The sequence below is a fragment of the Streptantibioticus silvisoli genome, assembly GCF_027947535.2.
In the GTDB taxonomy this organism is placed as follows: Bacteria; Actinomycetota; Actinomycetes; order Streptomycetales; family Streptomycetaceae; genus Streptantibioticus_C; species Streptantibioticus_C silvisoli.
In genome coordinates this window covers 65,235-91,925 of sequence record NZ_JAAGKO020000022.1, presented here as the reverse complement: position 1 = coordinate 91,925, position 26,691 = coordinate 65,235, and the positions used below count along the sequence as shown (strand labels likewise).

Here is a 26,691-nt window from a genome sequence, read left to right as displayed (position 1 = left end):
GCGTACCTGATCGCCCCCGGGCGTCCGTTAGCGTAGTGCTTCCGCGGGTGCGAAGGAGATAAGGGTCCCATGGGAATCTCACGGGATCCGGAACTTTCCTGTCCCGGGGGCCGGTGAACGCGCCACGGGGAGCACGGCGGAAACCCGCGCGCGGCCACCACCACTTCGTTCCCCCAAGGTACTCCCGGCGGCGCCCGTGCGGCGGCCGCTCGTCACACCATGGTCAAGGGATGTCAAGAGCTGCCCAGGTGTCCCTCAAGACCCGGCGGTCTCCCCTTAGTCTGGTGCGGAACAGGAAGGAAGGCACCGTATGTACGCCTGGATCTGGCGGCAACTGCCCGGAAGTGTGTGGGTCAAGGCCCTCCTCTCCCTGGTACTGGTCCTCGCCGTCGTCTTCGTCCTGTTCCAGTGGGTCTTCCCGTGGGCGGAGCCGCTGCTGCCGTTCAACGACGTGACGGTCAACGGCGGGGGGAACGCGGGCTGATGAGTGCGGACACCCCGGGCACACGACGTGCCCGCATCCTCGTCGTCGACAACTACGACAGCTTCGTCTTCAACCTCGTGCAGTACCTCTACCAGCTCGGCGCCGAGTGCGAGGTGCTGCGCAACGACGAGGTCTCCACGGCGCACGCCCAGGACGGCTTCGACGGCGTCCTGCTCTCCCCCGGCCCCGGCACCCCCGAGGAGGCCGGCGTCTGCGTCGACATGGTCAGGCACTGCGCGCGCAGCGGGGTGCCGGTCTTCGGCGTGTGCCTCGGTCTTCAGTCCATCGCGGTGGCCCACGGTGCCGTGGTGAGCCGGGCGCCCGAGCTGCTGCACGGCAAGACCTCCGCCGTCAGCCACAACGGTGCCGGGGTCTTCGCCGGGCTGCCGTCGCCGTACACCGCCACGCGGTACCACTCGCTGGCGGTCGAACGCGACACCGTCCCGGCGGAGCTGGAGGTCACCGCCTGGACCGACAACGGCGTCGTCATGGGACTGCGGCACCGCGACCTGCCGGTCGAGGGGGTGCAGTTCCACCCCGAGTCGGTGCTCACCGAGTGGGGGCACCGCATGCTGGCCAACTGGCTCGCCGCCTGCGGTGACACCGGGGCCGTCGGGCGGTCCGCGGGGCTGGCGCCGGTGGTGGGCAAGGCGTGACCGCGGTACGGCCCGAGAGCTCGGCGGGGGCGGCCGGGCAGCCGGGGTACCGCAACCCCGCCGGCCAGGCGTACCCCGACCCGCTCGGCGACCCGCTGCCGGGCGACCCGTCGGCGGACGGCGCCGCGGGCCACGGGCAGCAGGGCTGGTACCCCCAGCAGGCCGCGCCGCCCGGCCCGCGTGCCCGGTCCGCCGCGCCGGGCCCCGACCACCAGGGGTACGGGCAGCAGCAGGGGTACCCGCCCGCCGGCTACCCGCAGGCGTACCCGCCGCGCGACGCCTACCCGCCCGGCTACGCCCCCCAGCAGCCCGCGCCCGGACAGGCCTCCGGGTACCCGCCGCAGCAGCACCCGCGGACCCAGCAGCCGCACGCCCGGCCCCAGCAGCAGCCGCCGGGCGGTTACGGCTATCCCCAGCAGCCCGCGCCCGGCTACGACACCCCCCAGGCGCCGCAGAACGCCCCTGAGGCGCCCGCGGAGGCCGTCGGGGTGCCGGAGTCCACCGGGCGCCGGCGGGGCCGTCTGGACGCCACTGCGGAGATGCCGGTGCTGGAGGACCCCGCGGCGGGTCCCGGTGCCGGCCCCGAGGAGCGGGACGGCGGCCGCGCGCCCGGTGGCCGGGCCTCCCGCCGCGGCGTCACCCGCGACGCCGACGCGGACACCCGCAACGACGCCCACGGCACCGGACCGGACGCCGCGGAGCCGGCCACCGGCGGCCGCGCGGAGCGCCGCAAGGCCGCCAAGCGCGGCGGCGCGGGCCGCAGACGCCCGCCGGGCGCCGGGTCCTCCGGCGCCGACCTCGTGCTGTCCGGCGGGGAGCCGGCGGCACCGGTCTCCCGGGTGGAGGCACGGCGTGCCGCGAAGGCGGCCAAGGTCAGTCCCGGAGTGATGATCAGTCAGATCGTCGGTGAGCTGTTCATCACGATGGGCGTGCTGATGCTGCTCTTCGTCGTCTACCAGCTCTGGTACACCAACGTGCTGGCCGACGAGCAGACCAGCGGCGCCACCAACAGCCTCCAGCACTCCTGGGCCGCGGACACCAAGACCTCCAGCGACGCCGGCGAGCCCAGCAAGTTCCCGCAGGGCACCAACTTCGCGATCATCTACATCCCGAAGCTCGACGTGAAGGCGCCGATCGCGGAGGGCACCGACAAGACGTCCATCCTCGACAAGGGCGACGTCGGCCACTACGACGGCGCGCAGGAGACCGCGATGCCGTGGGCCGCCAGCGGCAACTTCGCGCTGGCCGGGCACCGCAACACCCACGGTGAGCCGTTCCGTTACATCAACAAGCTGGTGCCGGGCGACAAGGTCGTGGTGGAGACCAAGGGCATGTACTACACGTACGCGGTCACCAGCACGCTGCCGCAGACCTCGCCGGCCAACGTGGGCGTGATCCAACCGGTGCCGGCGCAGTCGGGGTTCACCGGGCCCGGTCGGTACATCACATTGACCACCTGCACGCCGGAGTTCACCAGCGAGTTCCGGCTGATCGTGTGGGGCAAGATGATCGCCGAGCAGCCGCGCACCAAGGGGACGCCCGCCGCACTGCTCGGCGGTTGAGAACGAGTCACGTCACGTCACACAGAACGGGGTGACCGGTGGCGACCACCGAGCACGACCAGAACACCGGCGATTCCGGCGCGGACGCGACACCGCGGGCCGCAGGAGGCCGCGCGCGGGGCCGGATCGCCGCGACGATCAGTCTCCTCGGCGAACTCCTGATCACCGCGGGCCTGGTGCTCGCCCTGTTCGTCGCCTACTCGCTGTGGTGGACGAACGTCATCGCCGACCGCCAGGAGAACCACGAGGCCGCCACGGTCCGCAAGCACTGGGCGCAGGCGCCGAAGGACGTGCCGCCCGGCAAGCTCGACACCAAGGACGGCATCGGCTTCCTGCACGTACCGGCGATGGGCAAGGGCTACGAGCTGCTGGTCAAGCGCGGCACCTCGGTCCCGGTGCTCAACCAGGGCGTGGCCGGCTACTACGTCTCGCCGGAGAAGTCCGCGATGCCGTGGGACACCACCGGCAACTTCACCATCGCCGCGCACCGCGACGGCCACGGCGCCAAGTTCCACAACATCGACAAGATCAAGAAGGGTGACGCGATCGTCTTCGAGACCCGCGACACCTGGTACATCTACAAGGTCTACGACGTGCTCGACCAGACGTCGAAGTTCAACGTGCACGTCATCGACCAGGTCCCGAAGGAGTCCGGCAAGAAGAAGCCGGGCCGCTACATCACGCTGACCACCTGTACGCCGGTGTACACCTCGCTGTACCGGTACGTGGTCTGGGGTGAACTGGTCGGCACCCAGAAGGTGGACGCCAAGCGCACCCCGCCGGCCGCCCTGGGCGGCTGAGGCCCCGCACGCCGGGCCGGACAGCCGGAAGGGCCGCGGACGGGGATTCCCGTCCGCGGCCCTTCGCCGATCAGAGGTGTTCGATCAGACGTACTGGTAGCCGCCGCCCTGCATGGGCGGGACCGGGTTCTTCGGGTCCGGGCCGAAGCGGTTCGGACCGGGGGTGCCGGCCGTGCAGGTGAAGACCAGCAGCACGATCGCGCCGATCAGCGGGATCAGGGCGATGAAGATCCAGCCGGCGGACTTGTCGGTGTCGTGCAGCCGCCGTGCGGAGACGGCCAGCCCCGGGATGAGGTGCACCAGGGCGACGATGACCAGCAGCGCCGGGAAGTGGATCAGCAGGCCGATGACGGTGGCCAGGACGTAGATGATCGCGTAGAAGAGCGCGAAGAACCAGTACTCCGACCGGCGGGCGCGCCCGCTGAAGCCGAAGTAGTTCTTCATGGCAGCCGTGTACCAGCTCATGGTGGTTTTCCTCCCCCTGACATCCGGATTCCCCCCCGGATGTTTGACATGCATATGGTCTGACAAGGCGCACAACATAGGACAGTCGAGGGCCAACGGTCAACGTTTTAACCCACGTTCATCGGACCGGATGTCAAGAGGACGAACCACGGACGAATGTGACGGGTCTTCACATAAGCGAGGGGCGCGAACGGAGAACCGTTCGCGCCCCTCGGCTGTCAGCCGGCGGGGGCTACCCCTGGCCCCCTATGAAGCCGCCCCCGTTGCCGTTTCCCTGGCCGCCGGGCATGTCGACGGTGGTGAGGGTGACGGTCTGGCCCGGCTGGAGCGGCTGCCCCGGCTGCGGGTCGCTGTTGGCGACGTAGGCGTTGCCGTCCGTCGGGCTGCCCGGTGCGACCTGCACGGTGATGTTCTGCTGCCCCAGCTCCTGCTGGACCGCGCTGAGCTTCTGGCCCCGGATGTCACCGGGCACCGTGGTCGGCGCCGCGCTCGGGCCCTGCGACAGGATCAGGGTGACCGACGACCCCTTGGGCGCCTGCGCGTTGCCCGCCGGGTTCTGCGAGACGACCTGGTTGGCCGGCGAGTTCGACGGCGTGAAGGTCGTGGTGAACGTGAAGCCCTTGGCCTGGAGCGCCTGCTCGGCGGCCTGCGCGGTCTGGTTGGTCTCGTCCGGCACCGTCACCTGCTGCGGCGAGGCGGCGTAGGTCAGCACGACCTTGGTGCTCTTCGACACCGACGTGCCGGCCGCCGGGCTCTCCGCGGTGACGCTGTTCTCCGGCTTACCGGAGTTGCCGTCGTCCGGCTTGGTGGTGACGTCGGTGAAACCGCGGTCCGCCAGGTCCTGCTTGGCGGTGTCGACGTCCTTGCCGGTCTCGTCCGGGACGGCGGCCGGCGCGGAGCCCTTGGAGATCGTGACGGTGATGGCCTGGCCCTTGGCGATGTCGCTGTCGGCCTTGGGGTTCTGGCCGCAGACGTGCCCCTTGGGCTGGTTGCAGTACGTGTCGGCGCCGCGGGTGACCTTCAGGTTCGACTGGTCCGCGGTGTCGCGGGCCTGCGAGAGCGTCTCGCCGACCAGGCTGGGCACGGTGGCCTGGCCGTTGGGGCCGGCGAACAGCGCCTTGCCGATGAAGATGGCGCCGATCAGCACCAGCACGGCCGCCACGACCAGCAGGATCGTCGAGGTGTTGCTCTTCTTCTTCGGCTGCTGCCGCCGCCGGCCACCGCTGGAGCGGTCGTCGTCGTGGCCGCCGCCCTCGTGGTAGCCGCCGCCGTAGCCGTCCTGCATCGGCGGCATCATCGTCGTGGCGCCGCCGTCGTGCTGCGGCATGGCCGTGGTGGCGCCGCCGTCGCCGTAGCCGCCGTACCCGTAGGCCGCGGTGCCCATCGCGGCCGCCGCGGCGACCGGCTGGCCGTCGAGGTAGGCCTCGATGTCGGCCCGCATCTCGTCGGCCGACTGGTACCGGTAGTCCCGCTCCTTGGCCAGCGCCTTCAGGACGATCGCGTCCATCTCGGGGGTGACCTCGGGGTCGAAGACGCTCGGCGGCTGCGGGTCCTCCCGCACGTGCTGGTACGCCACGGCCACCGGCGAGTCGCCCACGAACGGCGGGCGCACGGTCAGCAGCTCGTAGATCAGGCAGCCGGTGGAGTACAGGTCGGAGCGCGCGTCGACGGTCTCGCCCTTGGCCTGCTCGGGCGACAGGTACTGCGCGGTACCGATGACCGCGGCCGTCTGCGTCATCGTCATGCCGGAATCACCCATCGCACGGGCGATGCCGAAGTCCATGACCTTGACCTGGCCGGTCCGGGTCAGCATGACGTTGGCCGGCTTGATGTCGCGGTGCACGATGCCGTTGCGGTGCGAGTACTCCAGCGCCTGGAGGATGCCGACGGTCATCTCCAGCGACCGCTCCGGCAGCAGCTTGCGCCCGCTGTGCAGCAGTTCGCGGAGGGTGGAGCCGTCCACGTACTCCATCACGATGTACGGGATCGACACGCTGTCGACGTAGTCCTCGCCGGTGTCGTAGACCGCGACGATGGCGGGATGGTTGAGCGAGGCGGCCGACTGGGCCTCCCGGCGGAACCGGGCCTGGAACGACGGGTCGCGGGCGAGGTCCGTCCGCAGCGTCTTCACAGCGACGGTGCGGCCCAGGCGGGTGTCATGGGCGATGTAGACCTCCGCCATGCCACCCCGGCCGAGCACCGAGCCCAGCTCGTACCGGCCGCCGAGGCGACGCGGCTCTTCCATAGTGGTCCAGCCTCTCCCTCTTCTGGAGATACCCGCCAGGCCATCGAGCTGTCCCGACCTGACGCAACAAGCACTAATCCTGCTCGGGCATACCGTACCGGCCCCGCACCCACCAACCGTGCCGTGCGGCCGAGCCGATACGAGACCGGTACCGTGACGTGCGAAAACGGGCGGTTTACGAAATCTGTACGTGACCGGTTTCACTCACGGCGCGATCCCATCCCCCGTAAGGGTGAGTCGCGTCACTTGTTCAGTACGGCTTCCATCACGGACTTCGCGATCGGCGCCGCCAGCCCGCCGCCGGAGATCTCCTCGCGGTTGGCGTTGCCGTCCTCGACCACGACCGCCACCGCCACCGGGGAGCCCTGGGCGGTCTTGGCGTAGCTGATGAACCACGCGTACGGCAACCCGCTGTTGTTCTCACCGTGCTGCGCGGTACCCGTCTTGCCACCCACGGTGACGCCGGGGATCTGCGCCATGGTTCCGGTACCGCCGCTGACCACCGCCTCCATCATGCCCTGGATCTTCTGGGCGGTCTGCGGAGTCATCGCCTGGTCCAGCTCCTTGGGGGAGTTCTCCTGGACCACGTTCAGGTTCGGAGCGCGCAGCTGGTCGACCATGTACGGCGTCATGAGCTTGCCGTTGTTGGCCACCGCGCCGGCCACCATCGCCATCTGGAGCGGAGTGGCGGCGGTGTTGAACTGGCCGATCGAGGAGAGCGCGACCTGCGAGGAGTTCATGCCGTTGGAGAAGTTGCTGGCCACCGTGCGCACCGGGATGTCCAGCGACTTGTTGAAGCCGAACTTGTCCGCCTGCGCCAGCATCTTCGCCTGGCCGAGCTGCGCGCCCATGTGGCCGAAGACGGTGTTGCAGGACACCTCCAGCGCGACCTTCAGCGTGGCGTTGTGACAGGGCAGCGGGCCCTCGTTGTTCAGCGTCGTCGTGGTGCCCGGCAGGGTGTACGGCAGCGGCGAGTCGGTGGGCTCGTCGATGCTGCTGTACAGCCCGTTGTCCAGCGCGGCCGCCGCGGTGACGATCTTGAACGTGGAGCCCGGCGGGTAGGTCTGCCGCAGCGCCCGGTTCAGCATCGGCTGGTTCTTGTCGGCCTGGAGCGCGCTCCACGCCTTGCTGTCCTTGGCCGAGCCGTCCGCGATGGTCGACGGGTCGTAGCTCGGGGTGCTGGCCAGCGCCAGGATCGCGCCGGTCTGCGGGTTGATCGCCGCGACCGCGCCCTTCTTGTCCCCCAGGCCCTTGAAGGCGGCGTCCTGCGCCTTGGAGTTCAGCGTGGTGACGACGTCGCCGCCCTGCTGCTGCTTGCCGGTGAGCATGTCGATCGTGCGGTTGAAGAACAGCCGGTCGTCGTCACCGGTGAGGATCTTGTCCTCGACGCCCTCCAGCAGCGTGGTGCCGTACACCTGCGAGGCGAAGCCGGTCACCGGCGCCCACTCGGCGCCGTCGGTGTAGGTGCGCTCGTACTGGAAGTCGCTGTCGCCGGTGGTCTTGTGGCCCGTGACGGCCTTGCCGCCCACGATGATGTCGCCGCGCGGCTTGGCGTACTCGTTGATGAGCACCCGGCGGTTGTGCGGGTCGTTCTTGAGCGAGTCGCCGTCGACGAACTGCAGCCAGTTGTCCCGGATGAGCAGGGAGAAGATCAGCAGGCCGCAGAATATGGCGACGCGGCGCAGTGGCTTGTTCACAGGCGGACCACCTGGGTCGGCTCGGAGTCGGGCGAGGGAGCGGGCGCGGGGGCCGGTCGGCGGGCGGTGTCGCTGATGCGCAGCAGGATGGCCACCAGCGCCCAGTTGGCCACCACCGACGAGCCGCCCTGGGCGAGGAACGGCATGGTCATACCGGTCAGCGGGATCAGCCCGGTGACGCCGCCGGCCACCACGAAGACCTGGATGGCCATCGCGCTGGACAGGCCGACCGCCAGCAGCTTGCCGAACGGGTCGCGGGCGGCCAGCGCGGTGCGCATGCCGCGTTCGACCAGCAGGCCGTACAGCAGCAGGACGGCCATCACCCCGGCCAGGCCCAGCTCCTCGCCGACGGTCGCCAGGATGTAGTCGCTCTTGACGCCGATGCCGCCGATCAGCCGGGAGTAGCCCTGGCCCAGGCCGGTGCCGAGCACCCCGCCGGACCCGAACGACCAGCGCACCTGCGCCGCCTCGGACGCCAGGCCCTGGGCCACGCCCTGCATCGGGTCGAGCCACTCGTTGATGCGGACCTTCACGTGCGAGGAGGTCATGCCGACCACCGTGGCGCCGCCGCCGGCCAGCAGCAGGCCGAAGACGATCCAGCTGGTGCGCTCGGTCGCCACGTAGAGCATGACGACGAACAGGCCGAAGTACAGCAGCGTGGAACCCAGGTCGGTCTCGACGATCAGGATGCCCATGCTGACCGCCCAGATCACCAGGATCGGGCCCAGGTCACGGCCGCGCGGCAGGTACATGCCCATGAAGCGGCGGCTGGCCAGCGCCAGCGCGTCCCGCTTGACCATCAGGTAACCGGAGAAGAAGACCGCCAGCACGATCTTGGCGAACTCACCGGGCTGGATGGAGCCGACGCCCGGGATCACGATCCACAGCCGCGAGCCGTTGACCGCCGGGAAGAACATCGGGGCGATCAGCAGCAGCAGCGCGGCGGCACCGGAGATGTAGGTGTACCGGTTCAGGATGCGGTGGTCCTTCAGGAACACGATCACCGCGATGAACAGCAGGACCGCCAGCCCCGACCACAGCAGCTGCCCGGGCGCCCGCGGGCCGCCCAGCGCCGGGGTGGTGACCGACGGCTCCTGGTCCAGCCGGTAGATCAGCACCAGGCCCAGGCCGTTGAGCAGCGTGGCGATCGGCAGCATCAGCGGGTCGGCGTACGGGGCGAACTTGCGCACCACGAGGTGCGCGACGAGGGCGAAGCCGCCCATGCCCAGGCCGTAGCCGAGCATGCCGGCCGGCACCGAGCCGTGCTTGGCGAGCCCGACGTTGGCGTACGCCAGCAGCGGGATCGCCACGGCGAACAGCAGCAGGGCGAGTTCGGTGTTACGCCGGTTGGGCGCTCCGACGGGCGAGATGGTGGTGGTGTTGCTGGCGCTGCTCACGGCAAGCCGCCCCTCCTGCTATTGCTGGCCGCTGCCGCACTGCTGCGCCAGCTTCTGCTGGTCGGCGGAGAGTGTGGGGCCGGGCGACGGGGTGGACTTGGGCTTCGCGGAACTCGCCGCGTCGGTGTGCGGGGTGTTGGACGGCGACGTGCTGGGCTTGCCGGACGGCTTGGCGCTCGCCTTGCCGCCGGGGGTGCCCGCGGCGGCGCCGGACGCACCGCTGGTGCCGGGTTTGCTCTTGGCACTGGCGACGATCTTGCAGACCGAGGCCTGGTTGCCCAGCTCGACGGTCTTGCTGGTCGCCTGGCTCAGGCTGGTCACCGCGATGGTGTTCTTCACCTCGTCGCGCTGGTACGTCGGCAGGTACTTGAGTTCGATCTCCGGGTGGTCCTGGTGGACCTGCGACAGGCTCAGGCCCAGCAGGCTCTGGCTGATGCCCTGGTAGACGGCGACGTGGTCACCGTTGGCGCCCACGTAGAACTGCGTCTGGGTCCAGCGGTAGCCCGCGTACAGCCCGCCGCCGACCACCGCGAGCACGACGACGCTCGCGCCGGTGCGGCGCAGCCAGCGGCGGCGGGGGCGCGGTTTGGCGTGGCCGCCCTCACCGGGCGGCCCGAAACTGCCCAGCGGTGTCGCGCCGGCCGGCTGATGACCGCTGTCCGGCGGCCCGAACGCGCCCTCCGGGGGCTGCGGCGCGGGCTGCTGGGGACGGCCGAGTTCGGCGGCCCGGCCGGCCGGGGTCTGCAGGTGGCGCTGGTCGGCCATGGCGTGCGGGTGCTCGGCGACCGCGCCGACCACCACGGGGTGCTCGTTGTGCATGCCGGCCGCGCCGCCGCCGTCCTCGGTGTCGAAGACGTCGGCGACGATGCAGGTGATGTTGTCGGGGCCGCCGCCGCGCAGCGCGAGCTGGATCAGCTCCTGCACGGTCTCGTAGGGGCCCTGGTAGCCGGCGAGGGTCTCCTCCAGCGTCTGGTCGCTGACCACGCCGGACAGGCCGTCGGAGCAGATCATGTACCGGTCGCCGGCCCGCACCTCGCGGATCGACAGGTCGGGTTCGACCTGGCCGCGGCCGTCCAGCGCCCGCATCAGCAGCGAGCGCTGCGGGTGGGTGCCGGCCTCCTCCTCGGTGATCCGGCCCTCGTCGACCAGCCGCTGCACCCAGGTGTGGTCCTGGGTGATCTGGCTGAGCGCGCCGTCGCGCAGCAGGTAGCCGCGGCTGTCGCCGATGTGCACCAGACCCAGCCGCTGCCCGGTCCACAGCAGGGCGGTGAGCGTGGTGCCCATGCCCTCCAGCTGCGGGTCCTCCTCGACCATGTCGCGCAGCTGGTCGTTGGCCCGCTGCACGGCGTCGCCGAGCGAGGTGAGGATGTCGGAGCCGGGGACGTCGTCGTCCAGCACGACCAGGGTGGAGATGACCTCGGAACTGGCCACCTCACCGGCCGCCTGGCCGCCCATCCCGTCGGCGATGGCGAGCAGCCGGGGGCCGGCGTAGCCGGAGTCCTCGTTGCCCTCCCGGATCATGCCCTTGTGGGATCCGGCGGCGAAGCGCAGGGACAGACTCATGCGCACCTCACCGTCCGGCCCGGGGGACATCCGCACGGTGCCCACCTTCTCGGTCGCGCCTCTTCGCTCCGCTGGCTCATTGTGCGACTACTTCCGCAGCTCGATGACGGTCTTGCCGATGCGGATCGGGGCACCGAGCGGGATGGGCGTCGGCGTGGTGAGCCGCGCCCGTTCCAGGTAGGTGCCGTTGGTGGACCCGAGGTCCTCGACGATCCACTGGCCGTCGCGGTCCGGGTAGATCCTGGCATGGCGGCTGGACGCGAAGTCGTCGTCCAGCACGATGGTCGAGTCGTGCGCCCGGCCCAGGGTGATCGTCTGGCCCTGGAGGGCCACCGTGGTGCCGGTCAGCGACCCCTGGGAGACGACGAGTTTGGTCGGCCCGCCGCGGCGCTGGCGCGGCTGGGCCGGTGCGGCCTGCTGGCGCTGCTGCTGCGGCGCGGCACGGGCCGGCGCCTCCGCGCGCCGTCCGGCGCGCTGGGTCACCTTGGTTCCGAACAGATCACTACGGATGACCTGCACCGCGACGATGACGAACAGCCACAGCACGGCCAGAAAACCCAGCCGCATGACCGTCAGGGTCAGCTCTGACATTGCCCCCGCTTCACCCTTCGGCTTGCCGATACACGATGGTGGTACTGCCCACGACGATGCGTGAGCCGTCGCGGAGCGTAGCGCGCTGGGTGTGCTGCCCGTCCACCACGATGCCGTTGGTCGACCCCAGATCCTGCACTATCGACGGCGTACCGACCCTGATCTCGCAGTGCTTGCGGGAGACCCCCGGGTCGTCGATCCGCACGTCGGCCTCGGTGCTGCGGCCCAGCACCAGCGAGCCGTGCGAGATCTGGTGGCGGCTGCCGTTGATCTCGATCCAGCGCCGGGCGCCGCCGGACGCGTCGCCGGTGCCGGGCAGCCGGGTCACCGGCGCGTAGCCGGGCGGACCGGCGGGCATCGGCGGCGGCGCGGAGGGCTGCGGGGGGTACCCGTAGCCGCCGCCGCGGCCGCTGTCGGGCCGTGAGCCGCCCTGCGGGGCCGGGACGCCGGCCTGGTGCGGCTGGGACTCACTTCCGGCCAGCGTGCGGCTGCGGACCCGGTACAGGCCGGTGTCGAGGTCGTCGGCCTGGTCCAGGTGCACCTGGATCGGGCCCATGAAGCTGTAGCGCTGCTGCTTGCCGTAGTCGCGGACCATGGTCGACAGCGATTCGCCGAGCTGGCTGGAGTACGGGCTGAGCCGGTCGTAGTCCGGGGTGCTCAGCTCGACGACGAAGTCGTTGGGGACGACGGTGCGGTCCCGGTTCCAGATGGTCGCGTTGTTGTCGCACTCGCGCTGGAGCGCGCCCGCGATCTCGACCGGCTGGACCTCGGACTTGAAGACCTTGGCGAAGGTGCCGTTGACGAGACCTTCGAGCTTGTGCTCGAAGCGCTTCAGTACTCCCACGGTGCACCTCCCTCTTCGGTCTCAGCGGTTCGGCCCGGCGTGCGGCCGGTCCGGCCGTCGTGGCGATGCTCGTACTGCTTACTGATCGTATCCACGCGCCGGAAATTCACGTGGTTCCCCTCGGCCGTCGACTACAACAGTGTCGACCCTCACATCCGGAACCCCGGTGACGGGTCACTTCCGGAAGTCCTCCGTCCGCTTGTCGTGCCGTTGTGCCGGGCTCTTCACAGGGATGGTAGATCCGCGTCCTGTCAGTGTCCCGCAACGGCCGGGCGTTCCCCTTCCCCGGGGGTCCCGGGGGGTTTCGCCCACCGCTGTCCGCAGTGTCCCGCCGGCTCCCGCGGCCCGTCCCGGGGCCCCGGATCGAAGGTGATTCCACCCCGTCCCGCGTGCTAGTGTTCTGCATGTCGGAAGGCGCTCCCGCAAGATCCGGAAAGGTGAAAACCTGACCGGGGAGTATGAGAGAATCTACGACAACACCCATGCGCGGGTGGCGGAATAGGCAGACGCGCTGGATTCAGGTTCCAGTGCCCGAAAGGGCGTGGGGGTTCAACTCCCCCCTCGCGCACCAAGGCCCCGCTCCGGATTCGTCCGGAGCGGGGCTCTTTGTTGTTCCGGCGTCGTTGTTCCGCGCCGTGGTTCCTGCGGCGTTGTTCCGGCGGACCGGTTCCCGATTCCCGGTTTCCCGTTCCCGGTTCGTTCCAGTGGTCCTCGTTCGTTCCGGTGGGCCCTCGTTCTCCCGGGCGCCGGCGCCGGAGTGTTCCCCGGGCGCCGGCGCCCGGGTGTCCGGTTTGTGGCGAACGGGAACACCGCGGCGCCGGTGGCCGTTCCATTGGTGGGCGGCCAGAAAACGTCAAGCGGCGTGGCCCGCGCCGGATTGCGCAGGTGTTCCGATGGGCGTCAGCCTCACCAAGGGCGGAAACGTCTCGCTGACCAAGGAAGCTCCCGGCCTGACCGCCGTCAACGTCGGCCTCGGCTGGGACGTGCGCACCACCACGGGGTCGGACTTCGACCTGGACGCGAGTGCGCTGCTGCTGGACGGCACCGGCAAGGTGCTGTCCAACGGCCACTTCGTCTTCTTCAACAACCTCAAGAGCCCCGACGGCTCCGTCCAGCACACCGGTGACAACCTCACCGGTGAGGGCGAGGGCGACGACGAGACGATCCGCGTCGACCTCGCCGGGGTGGACTCCGCCGTCGACCGTGTCGTCTTCCCCGTCTCGATCTACGAGGCCGAGGGACGCGGCCAGAGCTTCGGCCAGGTCCGCAACGCGTTCATCCGGGTCGTCAACCAGGCCGACGGCAACGAGCTGGCCCGCTACGACCTCACGGAGGACGCCTCGACGGAGACCGCGATGGTCTTCGGCGAGCTGTACCGCAGCGGCCCGGAGTGGAAGTTCCGCGCCATAGGCCAGGGGTACGCGTCCGGCCTGGCCGGCATCGCCCGGGACTTCGGGGTGACGCTGTAGGGGTGGCGATGCGGGCGACGCGGGCGACGCGGTCGGCGTGAGGCGGGGCGCGGCGTGTGGCGGTCGGCGTGACCCGGGGCGTGAGGCGGTCGGCGTGGCGCGTGCGCGTGGCGTGGCGTGAGGCGGTCGGGGTGACCGCGTGGACTCACGGATGGGCGTGGTGCGGGCGTGCCCGGTGTTGACGCCTGGGCGCCGCTCGCGTTGACGCCGGGCGCTGTCCGTACCGAAGCGTTGGCATGTCCGGGCTGACGCGCGGGCGCCGCGCGGTCCGGCGATCCGACGGTATGCGTGGCCGGACCGGACGCCAGGCGTGCGGAGAGGTCGGTGTCATGCGTCCGGAGAAGCCCGGGGCCATGCGTACGGGGAAGTGCGTGCCGAGAAGCCCGGTGCACGCGTACGGGGAAGTACGTTCCTAGAGGCCGGCGCCATGCGTGCGGGGAAGTGCGTGCCGGGTGCCGGGAAGGGGGCGCCGTCCACCGGACGGCGCCCCCTTCCGTAGCGTTCCGGGGGTCGGGCTTCGCCCGCTCCCGGCCGGGGATCAGACGGTGACGTTGGCGGCCAGGGCCTTGGCGCGGGCGGTCGCGTCGGTGTGGGCCTGCTCGCGGGAGGCGTCGGCCAGCTCGACGAGGTCGGCCATCGCCGGGTTGGAGCGGGCCATGGTCAGCTCCGGCACGATGAACTCGACCTGGAGGCCGAGGCCGCCGTTGAGCACCTTCTCCAGGTAGTTCTGCACGAACTCGAAGCTCTCGCGCGGGGTGCCGGGGCGGTAGGAGCCGCCGCGGCTGGCCACCACGACCGCCGGGGTGCCGGCGGCGGACGGCGCCTCGCCCATGGTGCGGCCGGCCAGGATGACCTGGTCTATCCAGACCTTCAGGGTCGAGGCGATGGTGAAGTTGTACATCGGGGCGCCGATCAGTACGGCGTCGGCCGACTCCAGCTCGGTGGCCAGCTGCTCGCGCAGCGCCATCGCGGCGGCCTGCTCGGCGGTGCGGTCCTCCGGAGCGGTGAAGGCGGCGCCGGCGGCGAGGCCGGTCAGGTGCGGCAGCGGCTCGGCGGCCAGGTCGCGGTAGATGACGGTGCCGTTGGGGTGCTGGGCCTCCCACTCGGCGCGGAAAGTCGCGGTCACCGCGCGCGAGGTGGACGCATCACCGGTGATGGACGAGTCGATGTGCAGCAGCGTGGCCATGGGGTGCCTCCGGTCAGGGGTGGTATCTCGTGCGGCAGCCGGACGGGGTACGGCCCGCGCGCTACGATCCGTATAGCGACTATGAATACCATACCTACTAACAAAAATGCAGTGCCTCTCGGCCGTGCAGTAACGTGGGCATATGCGCGACTCCCAGGAGTGCAACGCGATCGACGGAGAGATCACCCGCGTCTTCTCGCTGCTCGGCAAGCGGTGGAGCGGTGTGATCATCGCCGTACTGATGAGTCAGGGCCCGCTCTACTTCGCCGAACTGCGCCGGGCCACCCCCGGCATCTCCGAACGCATGCTGTCCGACCGGCTGTCCGAGCTGGCCGCCGCCGGGCTGCTGCTGCGCCGGGTGGACGAGGGGCCGCCGCTGCGGGTCTCCTACCAGCTCACCCCGGCCGGCCACGCCCTGCTGCCCGCGATGAACGAACTCGCCGCCTGGGCCGCCCGGTGGATGCCGGAGTCCGGTCCCTGCCCCAACACCCCGCGCGAGCCGAACACCCCCCAGGGGGCCACGGCCGGCTGACGGGCGGCGCCGGCCACGGCCGGTCCTGGGGGCGGTCAGGTGGACTGGTCGTCGAGGATGGACACCTCGTTGAAGCGGACCAGGTAGGTGGCGAACCGGTCCAGGTCGTCCTCGGCCCAGTCCGACAGCCGGCGCTGGAAGGCCGCCTGGCGCCGGGCGGTGGCGGCCGCCAGCACCTCGTCACCGGCCGGGGTCGGGTGCAGCGCCTGCACTCGCTGGTCGTCGGGGTCCGGCCGCCGCTCCACGAAGCCGAGGTGCTCCAGCGCGGCCACCTGGCGGCTCACCGTGGACTTGTCCAGCATGTAGTGCGCGGCGAGATCGGTCGCGCGGCAGCCACGCTGTTCGGCGAGGTGGGCGAGCAACGTGAAGGACACCAGGGAGAGCTCCGGATGCATCCGGGCCGCCGCCGCCCGGGCTCGGCGGGAGAAAGCGGTCAACTCGCGCTGGATCGTCTCAACGGTCTCTTCCCGCTCGTTACGGGGCGCTGGCACGGTGTTCCCCTTTCGGTGGGTTGCACCGTACAACGCGCGGGGCCGTTGTGGCCCCTGGGACGCGAGGGGTTGTCGGCGCCCGGCGTGCGCCGGTGGAGGTGGTGCGCCGGGCGCGCGGCACCGCCGGGGGAGCCGCGCGCCGGCGGGCGGATCAGCCCTTGGGCAGCGGGAGTTCGAACCACACCACCTTGCCCACCGCCTGCCGGCTGGTGCCCCAGCGCCGGGAGAGGTTGCTGACCAGCGCGAGGCCGCGGCCGTGCTCGTCGTCCTGGTCGGCGCGGCGCAGCTGCGGCAGGTTGTGGTCGTCGTCGCTGACCTCGACCAGCAGCGCGCCGACCCGCATCAGCCGCAGGGTGACCTCCTGCGACGCCACCCGCAGGGCGTTGGTCACCAGCTCGCTGACCAGCAGCTCCGCCAGGTCGGTCAGCTGTTCGAGACCCCATTCGGCCAGCTGCCGCCGGGTGTGGGCGCGGGCGACGCGCACCTCCGCGTCGCTGATGTCCAGCCGCCACTCGGCGACGTCGCGCCGGTCGATCCCGTCGAACCGGGCGACCAGCAGCGCGACGTCGTCGGTGCGCTCCTCGTAGTGCACCCGCGACAGGATCTGGCCGCAGACGTCCTCGGGCGTGTGCTCGGGTTCGATGACGTTGGCGCACAGCGCGGCGAGGCCGGCGTCTATGCCCTGCCCGCGCACCTCGACCAGGCCGTCGGTGCACAGCACCAGCCAGCTGCCGTCCGGCACCTCGATCTCCACCGTCTCGAACGGGATGCCGCCCACCCCGATCGGGGCGCCCTCGGGGATGCGCAGCAGCTCGCTGCGCCCGTCGGGGCGGGCCAGCACCGGCGGGATGTGGCCGGCGTTGGCCAGCGTCAGGGTGCGGTGGATCGGGTCGTAGACCGCGTAGACGCAGGTGGCCAGGTGGTCGGGGCCCAGCTTGTGCGCGAGGTTGTCCAGGTGCCGCAGCAGCTGCGCGGGCGGCAGGTCGAGCGCCGCCATCGTCTGCACCGCGGTGCGGAACTGGCCCATCACCGCCGCGCTCAGCAGGCCGTGGCCCATCACGTCGCCGACGATCAACGCGACCCGCCCGCCCGGCAGTTGGATCGCGTCGAACCAGTCGCCGCCGACCTGCGCCTGCCGGTCGCCCGGCCGGTAGTGGTGGGCGACGCGCACGCCGGGCATCGGCGGCGGCGCTGCCGGCAGCATGCTGCGTTGCAGCGTGGTCGCCGCCCGGGCCTCGAACTGGTGCAGCCGCGCGTTGTCCAGGTGGAGGGCACCGCGCGCGGCCACCTCCACCGCCGTCGCGACGTCCTTGGTGGTGAACGGCCGCCGCAGGGGTTCGCGCACGAAGCACATCCGGCCCAGCACCAGGCCGCGCGCGGTCAGGGGGGTGATCAGCAGCGAACGCCCCGGCAGCAGCTGTCCGAGCCCCGGGACGCCGAGGTCGGCGGCCAGGTCGTCGGCGAGCGCCGCGTCCACCGTCGGCAGCAGTAACGGTTCTGTGAGCCCGGGGGAGCGTCCGGCGGCCAGGGTGAACAGTTCGCCCTCCGGCAGCACCCGGTCCCACGGGCTGTTCGGCAGCCGGTTGGCCACCGCCAGCCGCCGCACGGTCAGCCGGGCCGGGCGGCCGCCGTTGCCGGGCGTGAGGCCGTTGCCGTTGGTGACGCCGGCGCCGACCGTCAGGCCGCTGCCCGGGGCCAGCCCGTCGCCGGGTACCGGGGTGCCGGTGAGGCCGCCGCCGTCGAACAGCGCGTCGGCCGCGGCGCCGGAGAAGACGTCGTCGACGATGAGCACGGTGGCGAAGTCGGCGAACCGCGGCACCGCGACCCGGCACAGCTCCGCCGCGGTAGTCTCCAGCGACAGCGTGGTGCCGACCCGGGTGCCGGTCTCGCGCAGCAGGTCCAGCTGCTGGTTGACCAGGTGGCCGGGGACGGCGGAGGAGTGGGAGGCGTATTCGGCGTAGTCCGGCTCGCCGGCCTCGGAGCCGGCGTACCCGGACCGCGCCGCCGGCCCGATCCCGCCCGGCGGCACCGGCACCGAACCCGGAGCCGCGCACGCCGCACCCTCCTCCCCGGAACCGGTCACGGTCCCGGTGAGCACCTCTTGCGCCGTGCCGCTGTCGGCGGGCGCGTCCTGAGTGCTGTCCGGCGCGGTGGCCTGAGCGGTGTGCGGGGCGGTGGCCTGAGCGGTGAGCGGGGCGGCGTCCGGCGCGGTCTGCTGGGCGTCGGCGGGGTGGCCGGGGGCTTCGGGGCCGGGGGTGTGCGGCGTGCCGGGGGCTTCGGCGCCGGGGGCGTTCGCGGTGCCGGCGTCGGGGGTGCCGGGGGTGCCGGGGGTGGCGTTTTCCGGTGGGGTGGGGGGCTGGTCGGTGCCGGGCGGGAGTTCCTGCCGCGGTACGGCTACCGGCAGTACCGGTTCCGGGCGTGGTGCCGTGGTCGCGCCGGACACCGGTTCGGCCGGGCCGTACGGTTCGAACGCCTCGTACGGCAGAACCGGCAGCGGCGCGGCGCCCTCGACCTCGACGGCGGGGTAGCCCAGCCGCCGGACCAGCCGCATCAGTTGCTCCAGGCGGCCGCGGCCGACCCGGGGCAGCACGGTGCGCAGCCGTTCCGCGAGCACGTGGTTGATCCGGTCGGCGCCGGGCAGCCGGGCGGCGACCGGCGTCTGCGGATCGGCGGGCGGTCCGAGCCGGGGCAGCACCCGGATGCCGTCCGGCCCGGCGGCGCCCACCAGCGCGTACGGGAGCATGCGGTCGCCGATCGCGATCCGCAGCGCGCCGGAGCGCAACGAGGTGGCGTTGGCCGCCAGTACCAGCAGGCCGCGGCCGGGGCTCTCGTCGATCCGGTACGACCACAGCATCACCTGGCGGTGCATGTCGTCCCGGCCGGTGATCGGGAACTCACCGGCCCAGCTGGCGACGGTCAGGCCGTCCAGCAGGCCGAAGACGTCGTTCTGCCGGCCGTCGCGCCCCGGGGTCGGCGTGGACAGCAGACCGGTCGCGGAATGGCCGAAAACCGCCTCCCAGCGGTGCCCGAACAACTCCTCGGCGCCCCGGTTCCAGTGCGCCACCCGGCCCTCGGTGTCCACCGACACCACCGCCAGCCGCAGCAGCGCCGCGATCCCGGTGGGCGCCGACGCCGGCTTCGGCCAGCGGACCGGTGCGGTGGGCGGGGCCGGTGCCTTCAGGGACAGCTTGGCCAGTGTGCCGACCGGGAGCGGCGGGGCGGCGGCCACGGCCGTCGTCGCCCCGGGTGAGGCGGGGCCGCCCCCGGAGGCCGGTTCGGCCGGGGCGGGAAGCTGGGTCATGTCGTCCAACGTGGAGCACCTGCGGTTCTCATCAGATCTCGTCCGAGGCGGCCGGAGGTAGTAGCCGAAGAATACGTCCAGGGACCAGGCAAGCACGAATCGTCACATGAGGGTGGGAAAACGCGGAGATTGACCACCTCTGGCGGGAAGTTGGGGCGCGTGGGGCGCGAGTGGCGCATGGGGAGGACGAGCGTGCGCCCCCCACGCCCTCGTAGGCTGGACGGGTGACGAACCTGGACGGTACGCCGTCGGCCGAGCAGCAGCCGGCCGGAGGACAAGCCGAGCAACCCCACGCCGAGGACCGCCTGGAGAAGGCGGTCCGCGTCGCCGAGCAGGCGTTGATCGAGTTCGAGATCGCGGTGGAGACCTTCCGGGTGGAGGTGGAGAACTTCTCCCGCCTGCACCACCAGCGCCTCGGACCGATGTACACGCGCCTGGACGAACTCGACGCGCTGATCGCCGAGGCGGTCGCCGCGCACAGCGGTGAGCGCGCCGACATCGAGGCCGCCTGGGCGGCCCGCGCCTTGGTCATGCCCATGCCTGGAGTTGAGGAGCTCTTCGAGGGGATGCTCGGCTCGGACGGCGTGCGCCCGGTCGAGGAGGCCGACGTGCCGCGCCGGGTCCGCCCCGGCGAGGAGGCCCGCCGGCTGTACCGCGACCTGGTCCGCAAGGCGCACCCCGACCTCGCCCAGGGCGAGGAGGACGAGATCCGGCGCGGCGAGTTCATCTCCCGGGTCAACGAGGCGTACGCCCAGGGCGACGAGGACGGGCTGCGGGCGCTGGCCGAGGAGTGGGCGGCCGGTCCGGCCCCCGAACCGGCGCCGCTGAGCAAGGCCGAGGAGCTGTACGCCCGCCTGGAGTGGATGGCGTCGCGGAAGGAGGCGCTGGCGGTGGTGGCCGGCGAGCTGGAGAACAGCGCCATCGGCCAGATGCTCAAGCTCGCCCCCGACGACCCCGACACGCTGCTGGAGGAGATCGCCGAGCAGCTGCTGGCCCAGGTCTCCGAACGCGAACGCCGCCTGCGCGCACTGCTGCACCCGGCCGCCGGCTGAGACGGTACGTTCGCCGCTGATCCGCACCCCGCACCCCGCATCTTTCACCCCCCTTTCTCGCTCGTTTCACCCGTTCGTGCCCCCGCACACTTCACCGGAGAGGCCTTCCATGTCGTTCGCCCCGATGCCCTCGATCGATGTCACCGCCCTGCCCGCCGACGGATTCCTGCTCGACGTCCGGGAGAGCGACGAGTGGCAGGCCGGCCACGCCCCGGCGGCCACCCACATCGCGATGAGCGAGATCACCGCCCGGCACGCCGAGGTGCCGACCGACTCCCGCGTCCATGTCATCTGCAAGGCCGGCGGCCGCTCCGCGCAGGTCACCCAGTTCCTGATCGACCAGGGCGTGGACGCCGTCAACGTCGACGGCGGCATGCTCGCCTGGCAGGCCTGCGGCCACCCCATGGTCAGCGAGAACGGTACGGCGGCCGGCGTCCTCTGACCGCCCGCCACTCACCACCCGGCGGCCACCGCCCGGCCCGCCCGCACCGGCGCGACACCGCGCCGGGCACTCCGCGGACCGTATCCCACTCGTCACGGGTCGCGTTGCCGCCGAGTGCGGGCCCGAGTGCGGGTCCGAGTGCGGGTCCGGGGGCGGATCGGGTCCCGGGGCCGGGGGCGCGTCGGGGCCGGGCATGCCGGGATCGGGTGCTCGTGGGCCCCCGGGCCCGGGGGCCCCGGCCCGCCAACGGCCGTTCGTGGCGCGGCTATCGGCGGTGGCTGCTTCGGCCCTGGGCCGGGCCGCGTCGGGACCGGGCTCGTCCGGGGGCGGCTTCCCGTAACTCCCGGGCCACCGCGGCTCGCCGCACGCCGTCGGCAATACGGTTGCCGACGGACAGCCGCTCCAGGCCCCGGGCCGGGCACCTGACGGCCCCTTCCCGTGGCGCTGCGCCCCCGGCCCGCCGCCGGCACGTCCGCCGCGCGGGCCGCCCGCGGACGGGCCGGCGAAGTGGGTGCCCCCAGTCGTCGAACGAACCCCTCAGGCGTCGAAGTCCAGCTCGACCTTCTCCGTGACGGGGTGGGACTGGCAGGCCAGCACGTAGCCGGCGTCCAGTTCCTCCGGCTCCAGGGCGAAGTTGCGGTCCATGCGCACCTCGCCGGCGACCAGCTTGGCGCGGCAGGTGCCGCAGACGCCGCCCTTGCAGGCGTACGGGGCGTCGGCGCGGTTGCGCAGCACGGTCTCCAGCAGCGACTCCCCGTCGCGGGAGGCCCAGCTGCCGCCGCGGCCGTCCAGCGTGGCGTGCACGGTCCCGGTCACCCCGGAACGCTCCCCGGCCACCGCGGTCGCGGGGACGCCGGTGCCGTCGTCGACGTGGAAGATCTCCTGGTGGACGCGGGAGCGGTCGACGCCGAGGTCGCTCAGCGCGTGTTCGGCACCGGAGACCAGCCCGTAGGGCCCGCACAGGAACCAGGCGTCGACCCGGCCGACCGGCAGCAGGGCGGGCAGCAGCGCGGTCAGCCGCTCACCGTCCAGCCGCCCGGACGGCAGACCGGCCTGCTGCTCCTCGCGGGAGAGCACCTGGACCAGCTGGAACCGCCCCGGATACCGGTCCTTGAGGTCGGCCACCTCTTCGAGGAACATCGTGGACGCCGCCGTGCGGTCGCTGCGCACCAGGCAGAACCGCGCCGCCAGCCGGCTCGCCAGCACCGTGGCCGCGATCGACAGCACCGGGGTGATCCCGCTGCCGCCCACCACCGCCGCGAAGTGCCCGCCGTCCCCCGCCGCCAGCCCGGCCAGGCCGAACCGCCCCGCCGGGGCCATGACCTCGATCTCGTCGCCGGCCAGCAACTCCTTGAGCGCGTACGGGGAGAACGCGCCGCCCTCCACCAGCCGCACCCCGACCCGCAGCGCCGCCGGGCCGCCGCCCGCCGGCCAGCCGCCGTCGCCGTCCGGGGCCGGATCGCAGACCGAGTAGGTCCTGCGTATCTCCGCACCGCCGTCCGGGCCGGTGAACCGGCGCAGCGTCACGTGCTGTCCCGGTGTGAATCTGTAGGTCTCCCGCAACGCGGGCGGCACCTCGAAGGTGAGCGCGACCGCGTCGTCGGTGATCCGGTCCACGCCGGCCACCCGGAGCCGGTGGAACGCGCTGTGGCGAGCCGCCGTCATATCGGTCTCACAACTCCTTGAAATGGTCGAACGGTTCACGGCAGCTCTCGCACCGCCGCAGCGACTTGCACGCGGTGGAGGAGAAGCGGTTGAGCAACGTGGTGTCCAGTGAACCGCAGTGCGGACAGCGCACCGACAGCTCCAGCGACACCGGGCCCCGGTCGCCGGCCCGGCCGGTCGCGCCCGGCCGCGGCGGGGCTATGCCCGCTTCGGCCAGCTTGCGGCGGCCCTCGGCGCTGATCGCGTCCGTGGACCAGGCCGGCGCCAGCACGGTGCGCACCGCGACCTCGGCCATCCCCTGCTCGCGCAGCCGGTCGGTGATGTCGGAGGCCATGGTGGCCACCGCGGGACAGCCGGTGTACGTCGGCGTCAGCTCCACGTCCACCCGTCCCGGCCCCAGCAGGCGCAGCCCCCGCAGCACCCCCAGCTCGTCCAGGCTCAGCATCGGCAGCTCCGGATCCGGCACCGCCCCCGCTATCCGGCGCAACCGCGCCTCCAACACGCTGAAGCCGTCCGGCGCGGCGAGGCCGTCGGACGTGGCGGGGTCGTCGGACGTGGCGGGGTCGTCGGACGCAGTGGCGTCCGGCGTGGCGGTGTTGCCCGGTGCGGTGGTGGTGTCCGGCGCGGTGGTCTCCGGTGCCGTGGTGGCGTCCGGCGTGGCCGTCTCGTCCGGTGCCGGGCCGGCCGCGTCGGTCGCCGGGGCGGGGGCGTGGCGGGCGGTCACCAGGTCGCTCCGGGGTGGGCGCGGTGCAGGTGCTGCATCTCGGCGATCATGCGGCCGAACGCCTCGGTGTGGATGCCGTGCCGCCCGCCGCCGGCCGTCCAGCCGGACCGGTCCGGGCCGTCCGGCAGGGTCAGCGTCGCCTGCCGCACCACGGCGGAGACCGACGCCAGCCACGGTTCGCGCAGCGCGGCGGTGTCCACCGGCAACCCCTCGACCGGGTCGAAGAGTTCACCGGTGTACCGCCACAGGTCGGTCAGCGCGGCCTGCATGCGGCGGCTGCTCTCGGCGGTGCCGTCGCCCAGCCGCAGCGTCCACTGCACGGCGTGGTCGCGGTGGTAGGCGACCTCCTTGACCGCCTTCGCGGCTAGCGGCGCCAACTCGCCCTCCGCCGAGGCGAGTTCGGTGTACAGCAGCTCCTGGTAGCTGGAGAAGTACAGCTGCCGTGCGATGGTCGACGCGAAGTCGCCGTTGGGGCGCTCCACCAACTGGGCGTTGCGGAAGGCGCGTTCCTCACGCAGGTAGGCGAGTTCGTCCTCGTCGCCGGCCAGCGAGTACAGGAAGCGTGCCTGGCCGAGCAGGTCGAGCGCGATGTTGGCGAGCGCGACCTCCTCCTCCAGCATCGGCGCGTGGCCGGCCCATTCGCCGAGCCGGTGGGAGAGCACCAGCGCGTCGTCGCCGAGGGCCACCGCCGCGTCGGCGGCCCGGCCGGTCAGGAACACCGGGGTGCTCACAGGTGCTTCACCCCTTCCGGGATCTCGTAGAACGTCGGATGCCGGTACGCCTTGTCGGCGGCCGGGTCGAAGAACGGGTCCTTCTCGTCCGGCGAGGAGGCGATCACCGCGGTGGCGGGCACCACCCAGATGGACACGCCCTCGCCGCGCCGGGTGTACAGGTCGCGGGCGTTGCGCAGCGCCATCGTGGCGTCGGGCGCGTGCAGGCTGCCCGCGTGGGTGTGACTCAGGCCCCGCCTGCTGCGGACGAAGACCTCCCACAGCGGGCCCTCAGTGCTGGTCGCGCCGTTCATCCCGCCATCGCTCCTTCTCCGGTCGCGGTGCCGGACACCGCGTCGTCACTGGTCCGTGCGCTGTGCTTGGCCGCGTGGGCGGCGGCCGCCTCGCGCACCCAGGCGCCGTTCTCGTGGGCGGTGCGCCGCTGGTCGAGCCGCTGCTCGTTGCACGGTCCGTTGCCCCGCAGGACCTGCTGGAACTCCGACCAGTCGATCTCGCCGAAGTCGTGCGTGCCGCGCTCCTCGTTCCACCGCAGGTCGGGGTCGGGCAGCGCCAGGCCGAGCGACTCGGCCTGCGGTACGCATATGTCCACGAACCGCTGGCGCAGTTCGTCGTTGGAGTGCCGCTTGATGCGCCAGGCCATCGACTGCTCGGAGTGCGAGGACTCGTCGTCCGGCGGGCCGAACATCATCAGCGACGGCCACCACCAGCGGTCCACCGCGTCCTGCGCCATGGCGTGCTGGGCGGGGGTGCCGTGCGAGAGGGCGTGCAGCAACTCGTAGCCCTGGCGCTGGTGGAAGGACTCCTCCTTGCAGATGCGGACCATGGCGCGCGCGTACGGTCCGTACGAGCAGCGGCACAGCGGCACCTGGTTGGTGATCGCGGCGCCGTCCACCAGCCAGCCGATGGCGCCGACGTCGGCCCAGGTCAGCGTGGGGTAGTTGAAGATCGAGCTGTAGCGCTGGCGGCCGGCGTGCAGCTTGTCGAGCAGTTCGCCGCGGTCGACGTCGAGGGTCTCGGCCGCGCCGTAGAGGTACAGGCCGTGGCCGGCCTCGTCCTGCACCTTGGCCATCAGGATGGCCTTGCGGCGCAGGCTGGGCGCGCGGGTGATCCAGTTGGCCTCCGGCTGCATGCCGATGATCTCGGAGTGCGCGTGCTGGGCGATCTGCCGTACCAGCGTCGCCCGGTAGGCGTCCGGCATCCAGTCGCGCGGTTCGATGCGTCCCTCCGCGGACACCACCGCGTCGAAGTCCGCTTGCTGATCGACGGTGTCCGTCGCCTGTGCCGTGGTCACCGCGGCCTCCCCTGCTCCTGAACCCTGCTCCCGACCGATCGTTCGGTTCAATGTTCTGCCGCTCGGGCGGGGGTGTCAAGGCCGGGGCTGCGGCCTGTGGATAACCTCGTACCGCTGTCTTCACGGCGCCCGCATGAGTAGCGTTCCGCGTGCGCACGGACCGGCCTTCGCGGACGGGGCCCGCGAAGAACAGGCGGGCCCGGGCAGTGGCCCCCGGGGAATCCCGGAAACCCGGGAGGATCCCAGTACGAGGAACGGGGAAACGACATGGAGCCACCCGAGGACCGGGCGGCGCACGGGACGCCACCGTCCGCCACCCCGCCGGTACCGGGACCGGACGGCGACCGGCGACCGGACGCCGGCCGACCCGACGCCCCTGCCGCCGGCGGTGAGGCCGGGCACCCGCGGTCCGGCCCGCCGCTGCCGCACGAGCGCCCGCCGCTGGACGAACGGCCCCGGCCGCAGGAGCGCCCCCAGCCGCACGAGGACCCCCAGCCGGGCGGCACGCCGCTGACCTGGGGAGTCCCGCTGCCGCAGGAGCGCCCGGCGCCCGGCGCCACGGACCCGCGCACCGGTGAGGACGCCCCCGCCGGCGACCGCATACCCGGCGGTGCCGACGCCCGCGGTGCCGACGCCCGCGGTGCCGACGCCCGCGGTACCTCCGTCCCCGGTGCCGGCGGGACGGTCACCGGCGCCGGCGGCACCCTCACCGGTGAGGACAGCACCGGCATCCCCGCCTCCGTCCCCGGCGCCTCCGCCTCCGCCTCCGGCAGCGTCCTCGCCGGTGAGGACGGGACCGGCCCCGACCCCGACAGCACCGGTGACTACGAAGCCGGCGCCCTGGGGAGCCTGTCGTTGCCGGGGCGGCTGGTCGTCGCGCTCGCGGTGGCCGTCATCGCGGTGGGCGCGGTCTTCCACATCGGGATGGTCTTCCTGCACGTCGCGCCCACCAACACCGTCTCCACGGAGCACGCGCAGGCGGTCAGCGACTACATCTACCCGGAGTTCGAGCAGAACTGGAAACTGTTCGCGCCGGACCCGGTGCAGATCAACACCGACGTCGAGGCGCGGGCCGCGATCAGCACGCCGGCCGGCGGCACGAGCACCACCGGCTGGGTCGACCTGACCGCGATCGACATCGCGAAGATCAGGCACGACCCCATACCGAGCCACACCGTGCAGAACGAACTGCGCCGCGCCTGGGACTTCTACGCCTCGGCGCACGACAGCCAGGACCGGCCGATCGGCCTGCGCGGCACGCTGTCCCAGCAGTACCTGCTGCGCATCGTGGCCCAGCGCTTCGGGCAGCACCTCAACGGCGGCACCGTGCAGCGGTTCCAGGTGCGGGTGGCGACCACGCCGGTCGCCTCGCCGAACTGGAGCGCGCAGAAGACCGCCACCGGCACCAGCTACCGCCTCCTGTCGTGGTGGACCGTCACTCCCGAGGACTTCACGTGAGCCACCCGTCCCCCGCGTCCCGTCCCGCCGCGACCGCCGACGGGC

General features: G+C 72.2%; 24 protein-coding genes and 1 tRNA gene. 10 read left to right on the top strand and 15 right to left on the bottom strand.

The genetic code is table 11. The features are described from left to right. Window positions 1-310: 310 nt before the first annotated feature. From POF43_RS16590 to POF43_RS16575, 4 genes are read left to right on the top strand one after another with little or no spacing between them, the layout of a single operon-like run. Window positions 311-484, top strand: a complete 174-nt coding sequence (locus POF43_RS16590; RefSeq protein ID WP_271312666.1) for a hypothetical protein — start codon at window positions 311-313, stop codon at window positions 482-484. Then, window positions 484-1,140: an aminodeoxychorismate/anthranilate synthase component II gene (locus POF43_RS16585; protein ID WP_271312665.1), complete on the top strand. Its 657-nt coding sequence runs from the start codon at window positions 484-486 to the stop codon at window positions 1,138-1,140. Before POF43_RS16590 ends, POF43_RS16585 begins: the two co-directional genes overlap by 1 nt. Beyond that, entirely contained in the window at window positions 1,137-2,702 is a 1,566-nt protein-coding gene (locus tag POF43_RS16580; RefSeq protein WP_271322832.1) for a class E sortase, read from the top strand. Before POF43_RS16585 ends, POF43_RS16580 begins: the two co-directional genes overlap by 4 nt. A gap of 38 nt (window positions 2,703-2,740) precedes the next feature. Then, a complete protein-coding gene (locus tag POF43_RS16575) occupies window positions 2,741-3,502 on the top strand; it encodes a class E sortase (protein ID WP_271314686.1) in 762 nt (253 codons plus the stop codon). A gap of 84 nt (window positions 3,503-3,586) precedes the next feature. Here POF43_RS16575 and POF43_RS16570 read toward each other — a convergent pair whose 3' ends face one another. From POF43_RS16570 to POF43_RS16540, 7 genes are all read right to left on the bottom strand, one after another. Further along, entirely contained in the window at window positions 3,587-3,967 is a 381-nt protein-coding gene (locus POF43_RS16570; protein ID WP_271314685.1) for a DUF805 domain-containing protein, read from the bottom strand. A 232-nt stretch (window positions 3,968-4,199) separates the two neighbouring features. Continuing rightward, the gene (pknB, locus tag POF43_RS16565; RefSeq protein ID WP_271314684.1) at window positions 4,200-6,212 is read right to left on the bottom strand and encodes a Stk1 family PASTA domain-containing Ser/Thr kinase; all 2,013 of its coding nucleotides are present in this window, start codon (window positions 6,210-6,212) and stop codon (window positions 4,200-4,202) included. Window positions 6,213-6,454: 242 nt separating this feature from the next. After that, a complete protein-coding gene (locus tag POF43_RS16560; protein ID WP_271314683.1) occupies window positions 6,455-7,909 on the bottom strand; it encodes a peptidoglycan D,D-transpeptidase FtsI family protein in 1,455 nt (484 codons plus the stop codon). Then, a complete protein-coding gene (locus POF43_RS16555) occupies window positions 7,906-9,306 on the bottom strand; it encodes an FtsW/RodA/SpoVE family cell cycle protein (RefSeq protein ID WP_271314682.1) in 1,401 nt (466 codons plus the stop codon). The genes POF43_RS16560 and POF43_RS16555 overlap by 4 nt, the downstream gene beginning before the upstream one ends. Before the next feature lie 18 nt (window positions 9,307-9,324). Further along, window positions 9,325-10,869, bottom strand: a complete 1,545-nt coding sequence (locus tag POF43_RS16550) for a PP2C family protein-serine/threonine phosphatase (protein ID WP_271314681.1) — start codon at window positions 10,867-10,869, stop codon at window positions 9,325-9,327. Window positions 10,870-10,956: 87 nt separating this feature from the next. Beyond that, window positions 10,957-11,460 carry an FHA domain-containing protein FhaB/FipA gene (locus tag POF43_RS16545; RefSeq protein WP_271314680.1) on the bottom strand — a complete coding sequence of 168 codons (504 nt, stop codon included), beginning with the start codon at window positions 11,458-11,460 and terminating at the stop codon, window positions 10,957-10,959. Window positions 11,461-11,470: 10 nt separating this feature from the next. Beyond that, window positions 11,471-12,304, bottom strand: a complete 834-nt coding sequence (locus POF43_RS16540) for an FHA domain-containing protein (protein WP_271314679.1) — start codon at window positions 12,302-12,304, stop codon at window positions 11,471-11,473. A gap of 484 nt (window positions 12,305-12,788) precedes the next feature. On the opposite strand from POF43_RS16540, the gene POF43_RS16535 reads away from it, so the two are divergent. Continuing rightward, window positions 12,789-12,875, top strand: a tRNA-Leu gene (locus tag POF43_RS16535). 322 nt (window positions 12,876-13,197) lie between these two features. Further along, window positions 13,198-13,773 (top strand): TerD family protein, encoded by a 576-nt coding sequence (locus tag POF43_RS16530; protein WP_271314678.1) that lies wholly within the window; start codon window positions 13,198-13,200, stop codon window positions 13,771-13,773. Between the two features lie 538 nt (window positions 13,774-14,311). Here POF43_RS16530 and POF43_RS16525 read toward each other — a convergent pair. Continuing rightward, on the bottom strand, window positions 14,312-14,959 hold the full coding sequence (locus tag POF43_RS16525; RefSeq protein WP_271322833.1) for an FMN-dependent NADH-azoreductase: 648 nt from the start codon (window positions 14,957-14,959) through the stop codon (window positions 14,312-14,314). Between the two features lie 142 nt (window positions 14,960-15,101). Here POF43_RS16525 and POF43_RS16520 point away from each other — a divergent pair, with 142 nt between their 5' ends. Then, window positions 15,102-15,491, top strand: a complete 390-nt coding sequence (locus tag POF43_RS16520; protein ID WP_271322834.1) for a winged helix-turn-helix transcriptional regulator — start codon at window positions 15,102-15,104, stop codon at window positions 15,489-15,491. A gap of 35 nt (window positions 15,492-15,526) precedes the next feature. On the opposite strand, the gene POF43_RS16515 is transcribed toward POF43_RS16520, so the two are convergent. Together POF43_RS16515 and POF43_RS16510 are read right to left on the bottom strand one after the other, a co-directional pair. Continuing rightward, window positions 15,527-15,982: a MarR family winged helix-turn-helix transcriptional regulator gene (locus POF43_RS16515; protein WP_271317767.1), complete on the bottom strand. Its 456-nt coding sequence runs from the start codon at window positions 15,980-15,982 to the stop codon at window positions 15,527-15,529. 151 nt (window positions 15,983-16,133) lie between these two features. After that, window positions 16,134-19,283 (bottom strand): SpoIIE family protein phosphatase, encoded by a 3,150-nt coding sequence (locus POF43_RS16510; protein ID WP_282704616.1) that lies wholly within the window; start codon window positions 19,281-19,283, stop codon window positions 16,134-16,136. Window positions 19,284-19,516: 233 nt separating this feature from the next. On the opposite strand from POF43_RS16510, the gene POF43_RS16505 reads away from it, so the two are divergent. Together POF43_RS16505 and POF43_RS16500 are read left to right on the top strand one after the other, a co-directional pair. Continuing rightward, window positions 19,517-20,335, top strand: coding sequence for a hypothetical protein (locus tag POF43_RS16505; RefSeq protein WP_308217743.1), 819 nt, complete (start codon window positions 19,517-19,519; stop codon window positions 20,333-20,335). Window positions 20,336-20,444: 109 nt separating this feature from the next. Next, window positions 20,445-20,777, top strand: coding sequence for a rhodanese-like domain-containing protein (locus POF43_RS16500; RefSeq protein WP_271318311.1), 333 nt, complete (start codon window positions 20,445-20,447; stop codon window positions 20,775-20,777). 537 nt (window positions 20,778-21,314) lie between these two features. On the opposite strand, the gene POF43_RS16495 is transcribed toward POF43_RS16500, so the two are convergent. The 5 genes from POF43_RS16495 to paaA all read right to left on the bottom strand — a co-directional run bounded on the left by POF43_RS16495 (window position 21,315) and on the right by paaA (window position 25,188). After that, a complete protein-coding gene (locus POF43_RS16495; RefSeq protein ID WP_271325774.1) occupies window positions 21,315-22,442 on the bottom strand; it encodes a 2Fe-2S iron-sulfur cluster-binding protein in 1,128 nt (375 codons plus the stop codon). Window positions 22,443-22,449: 7 nt separating this feature from the next. Next, window positions 22,450-22,944, bottom strand: a complete 495-nt coding sequence (gene paaD, locus POF43_RS16490; protein WP_271318506.1) for a 1,2-phenylacetyl-CoA epoxidase subunit PaaD — start codon at window positions 22,942-22,944, stop codon at window positions 22,450-22,452. 218 nt (window positions 22,945-23,162) lie between these two features. Further along, a complete protein-coding gene (gene paaC, locus POF43_RS16485; protein WP_271324760.1) occupies window positions 23,163-23,897 on the bottom strand; it encodes a 1,2-phenylacetyl-CoA epoxidase subunit PaaC in 735 nt (244 codons plus the stop codon). Then, complete coding sequence (paaB, locus tag POF43_RS16480) at window positions 23,894-24,190, bottom strand: 1,2-phenylacetyl-CoA epoxidase subunit PaaB (RefSeq protein ID WP_271314810.1); 297 nt, start codon at window positions 24,188-24,190, stop codon at window positions 23,894-23,896. The genes paaC and paaB overlap by 4 nt, the downstream gene beginning before the upstream one ends. Further along, a complete protein-coding gene (paaA, locus tag POF43_RS16475; RefSeq protein ID WP_271324761.1) occupies window positions 24,187-25,188 on the bottom strand; it encodes a 1,2-phenylacetyl-CoA epoxidase subunit PaaA in 1,002 nt (333 codons plus the stop codon). Before paaA ends, paaB begins: the two co-directional genes overlap by 4 nt. A gap of 267 nt (window positions 25,189-25,455) precedes the next feature. Here paaA and POF43_RS16470 point away from each other — a divergent pair, with 267 nt between their 5' ends. Then, entirely contained in the window at window positions 25,456-26,646 is a 1,191-nt protein-coding gene (locus POF43_RS16470) for a DUF5819 family protein (protein ID WP_271324762.1), read from the top strand. Window positions 26,647-26,691: the final 45 nt, after the last annotated feature.